Source organism: Nocardioides pelophilus (genome assembly GCF_014180685.1).
GTDB lineage: Bacteria > Actinomycetota > Actinomycetes > Propionibacteriales > Nocardioidaceae > Nocardioides > Nocardioides pelophilus.
Genome location: NZ_JACEHF010000212.1, coordinates 1 through 3,813, shown reverse-complemented (window position 1 = coordinate 3,813; position 3,813 = coordinate 1). Strand labels below are relative to the sequence as shown.

Below are 3,813 nucleotides of genomic sequence, written 5' to 3'. Positions count from 1 at the left end.
CGGCGGTCGCGGCCGGCCCCGCCCAGGACCGGCTCGTCCGGCGGGTGCGGCGGCTCGCCGCACGACTCGCCGCCAACGGCCGCAGCCTGCAGGCGTTCGTCCACGAGGCGGAGGCGGTCGACGCCGAGGTGAGCCTCAGGTTCGTGGTCCTGTCGGCCACGGAGTGGCGGTGAGGTGTGGGCTGGTCCTTCAGCGTCGCGCTCCCGCCCGACGCCGCTCCGTGCCACGAGGCCGCCGACGCGCTGCGCGCTGTCGCCCGCGCGGCCGCGCACGCGGCCGACTTCCTCGACGGCCAGGCCGCGACGCCCGGTGAGCACTTCCGCGGCGTCGCCGCGGGGAGCTACCGCGCGGCGTCGGCGGTGCTCGGCGCGGAGGCGCGGGGCGTCGCCGACGACGTGCACGCGCTGGCCGCGGCCCTCGACGACTACGCGACCCGGATCGCGGGCGTCCGGCGGGAGCTCGGTCGGGTCCGCGACGCCGCGCTGGAGGCGGGGCTGGAGGTCACCGCCGACGAGCAGGTCCTCTGGACCCCGGTGCCGGAGACACCGATCGACGCGGCCTACGAGCGGCTCGAGGCCCGCGCGACCGGTGCTCACGCCGAGGCGCAGGCTGCGGATGCCGCGTGGTGGCGAGCGGTCCAACGGTCCACCACCGGCCCGCTCGCCCCCGCGATCCCCGTCGACGACCTGCCACCGCGTGTCGCCCAGCCGACCGACCCGCCGACCGCCCCGCCGACCGCCCCGCCGACCGCCCCGCCGCCGGCCCCGCCGCCGGCACCGCCTCCGGCACCGCCGCCCGCGCCTGCGGCTCCGACGATCCCGACGACGTCGCCCGACCTCCCCGCTCCGGCCCCGGGGCCGGGGCCGGGGTCCGACCCGGCACCTCGGCCGACGTACCCGCTCCCGATGGTGGCTGCGTCGTCGGCGCCGCTCCCGCCACCGCTGCTGCTCCCCCTGCCTGCTGCGCACGCCCCTTGTCCCGACGGCTTCGAGGGAGTCCTCACATGATCACCGAGAACGACGTGACCCTGACCGTCCCGCGGACCTGGCACACCCGGCGCGACCTCGGGCACGGCGTGATCCTCGCCGCGCGGCCGCGGTCGGTGCCGACCAGCGGCGTCTCGCCCGAGATCGCTCTCCGCTGCTCCGCGGTCGACGTCGACCTCGCCGTCTGGCGCGGCCAGGCCGTGCTCGACCTGCGCGCCCAGCTGGTCGACTTCGCCCTGGAGGACGCCGACGAGTTCGACCTCGGCGACCACCGGGTCGCCTACGTCCGGTTCGCCCACCGGTTCGGCGCCGCCGACGTGGTGTGCGACCAGTGGGCCTGGCTGGTCGACGGCCTGGGCGTGACCCTCACCTGCTCGGTCGCCCGCGAGGACTACCTCACCTACTGCGACCTGTTCGAGGATGTCGCGGCCACGGTCGACGTACTGCCGCGGCTGGTCTGAGACTCGTCGTACCTGAACTTCCGGCCCTCGTTCGCGCGAAGACAGGGCCGATAGTTCAGGTACGACGAAGCGCCCGATCAGCCCCGACGGGTGACCCGGATCCGGGCGCCGTTGCGCGGGACGCTGGTGATGTTGCGGACCCGGGGGACGTCGTCGGCGACCGCGGCGACGTCGTACTTGCCGAGGACCTGGCGCAGGATCTCGGCGCCCTCCATCAGCGAGAAGCCGGCGCCTATGCAGCGCCGGACACCGCCGCCGAACGGGATCCAGACGTGCAGCGACGGGGCTTCGGTGCCCGACAGGTCCGGCAGGAAGCGCTCCGGGAGAAAGCGGTCGGGGTCCGGGAAGTTCGCCGGCAGCTGGTGGCTCATCACGATCGACGGGCCGACGGTGGTGCCGGCCGGCAGGTCGAAGCCGCCCACCCGGGCCGGCTTCATCAGGGTGCGCACGACCATCGGGATGATCGGGTGCAGCCGCATCGACTCCTTGAGCACGGCCTCCAGCCAGGCGAGCCCCGCGGCGTCGCCCGCGTCGGCGGCACGCTGGCAGCGGGCGAGCAGCTCGGGGTCGCGGCCGAGCTCGTAGAGCGCCCAGGACAGGGCGCTCGCGGTGGTCTCGTGACCGGCGAGGAGGAGGGTCACCAGCTGGTCGCGCAGCTCGGTGTCGTCGAGCCGGTCGTCGGGATGCTCGGGGTCGCCGGCGGTCATCAGGCGCGACAGCACGTCCTTGCGGTCCTCGACGTCGGCGGCCGCCCGCCGCTCGCGGATGACGGCGTACATCAGCCGGTCGAGCTCGATCTGGTTGTCGACCGTCCGCCGCCAGGGCCCGAACCGCTGCAGCCAGGGGTAGGCCCACCCCAGCAGGATCGCGGGCCGGATGTCGACCGTCGCGGTCACCCGCGGCCGCAGCGCGGCGAGTCGCTGCTCGTCGCTGACGCCGAAGACGACGGACAGGATCACCTCGAGGGTGAGCGCGTTCATCCGGTCCAGCGAGGCGAACTCCTCGCCGTCGGTCCAGCTGTCGACCTCCTCGGCAGCGACCTCGGCGACCATCGTCCGGTAGCCGCGCAGAGCGTTGCCGAGGAACGCCGGCATCAGCAGCTTGCGGGCGCGGTGGTGCTCGGCGCCGTCCTGCAGCAGCAGGGAGTGCTCCCCCATGATCGGCCCGAGGACAGCGTTGCCCTTGCCCGCGTGGAAGACCTCGGGGTCGGCGGCGAAGATCTCCTTCGTCACGTCCGGGTTGGTGAACAGCACCAGCGGGCGCCCGCCAGGGATCAGCCGGACGGTGTACGCGTCGCCGTACTTCTTGTGGAGGTAGGGGTGGAACTGGTGGCGGAACCGCATCAGCGCCACCGTCTGCACGAGCGCCGGCCAGCGCGGTCCCGGGGGCAGGGCGGACCGCGGGATCGGCGCCCGGCCCGGGTCGCCGATCAGGGTGCCCGTGCCGCGCTCGAAGCGCTGCATGGTCAGCGGCCGAGTGTCGGCACCGGCGTCGTCGGTCAGCTCAGCGGTCACCCCTCGACGGTACGCCGCCGACGGCCGCTGCGGTTCCTACCGTGGTCGGATCTTCCGCCCCCCGTTGGTCGAGGAGGTCGCGCAGCGACCGTCACGAGACCTCAGCCCAACAACCCGTCCCTGCGGGCGATCGCCGCCGCCTCGGTGCGCCCGGCCGCACCGAGCTTGCCGAGGATGTTGGAGACGTGGACGCTCACGGTCTTGGTGCTGATGAACAGCTGGCGGCCGATCTCGCCGTTGCTGCGGCCCTCGGCGACGAGCGCGAGGATCTCGCGCTCGCGGGCGGTCAGTCGCTGCGGATCTCCCGGCGTCGCCCGCACGGGGGCGCTGCCGGAGGCCTTCAGCTCGTCGAGCAGCACGACAGCACCGAGCCGGTGGGCAGCCTCGCGCGCGAGATCGCCCTGCGTCCGCGCGGCAGCAGTGTCGCCGAGCAGCCGCAGGATGCCGGCGTACGTCGTGCGGGCGCGGGCCAGCTCGGGCACGCTGCCGAACTCCTCGAACGCCGCGACCGCGGCGGCCCACGCGGCAAGCAGCTCGTCGCGCGCCGGTGCGTCGACGCCGCTCAGCCACTGCACCCGGAGGTGCTCGGCAGCGAGCCGGAGCGCCCAGGCCCGCCCCTCGGGACCCCAGGCCGCGTTGCTGGCGGTGAACCGCTCCACCACCAGGTCGCCGTCGGCCCGCAGCACGTCGGCGCGGGCGATGAGCGGACCGCGCTCGGCGGCGCTCGCTGCCGGGAGCGCGCAGGCGATCGCGCCCAGGGTCTGGGCGGCGAGCCGGACCCGGCCGGCGAAGTGTTCGTTCCAGATCCGGGACAGGACCGCGACGACGTCGTCGTAGGCGCCGATCGCGGCG

At 74.8% G+C, this 3,813-nt stretch carries 4 protein-coding genes; 2 read left to right on the top strand and 2 right to left on the bottom strand.

Features of this window, described 5'->3' with window-relative positions:
* The first annotated feature begins 176 nt into the window (after positions 1-176).
* Both H0488_RS21250 and H0488_RS21245 read left to right on the top strand, forming a co-directional pair.
* Positions 177-1,007: a hypothetical protein gene (locus H0488_RS21250; protein ID WP_183101209.1), complete on the top strand. Its 831-nt coding sequence runs from the start codon at positions 177-179 to the stop codon at positions 1,005-1,007.
* Positions 1,004-1,447 (top strand): hypothetical protein, encoded by a 444-nt coding sequence (locus tag H0488_RS21245; RefSeq protein ID WP_183101208.1) that lies wholly within the window; start codon positions 1,004-1,006, stop codon positions 1,445-1,447. Before H0488_RS21250 ends, H0488_RS21245 begins: the two co-directional genes overlap by 4 nt.
* A 77-nt stretch (positions 1,448-1,524) precedes the next feature.
* Here H0488_RS21245 and H0488_RS21240 read toward each other — a convergent pair whose 3' ends face one another.
* Both H0488_RS21240 and H0488_RS21235 read right to left on the bottom strand, forming a co-directional pair.
* Positions 1,525-2,961, bottom strand: a complete 1,437-nt coding sequence (locus H0488_RS21240) for a cytochrome P450 (protein ID WP_312856471.1) — start codon at positions 2,959-2,961, stop codon at positions 1,525-1,527.
* A 101-nt stretch (positions 2,962-3,062) separates the two neighbouring features.
* Positions 3,063-3,813, bottom strand: a 751-nt coding sequence (locus H0488_RS21235; RefSeq protein ID WP_183101207.1) for a helix-turn-helix transcriptional regulator, incomplete at its 5' end; no start/stop codon positions are given.

Coding starts and splice junctions, on each gene's coding strand:
- H0488_RS21245 (WP_183101208.1), top strand. CDS start 1,004: ATGATCACCGAGAACGACGTGACCCTGACCGTCCCGCGGACCTGGCAC.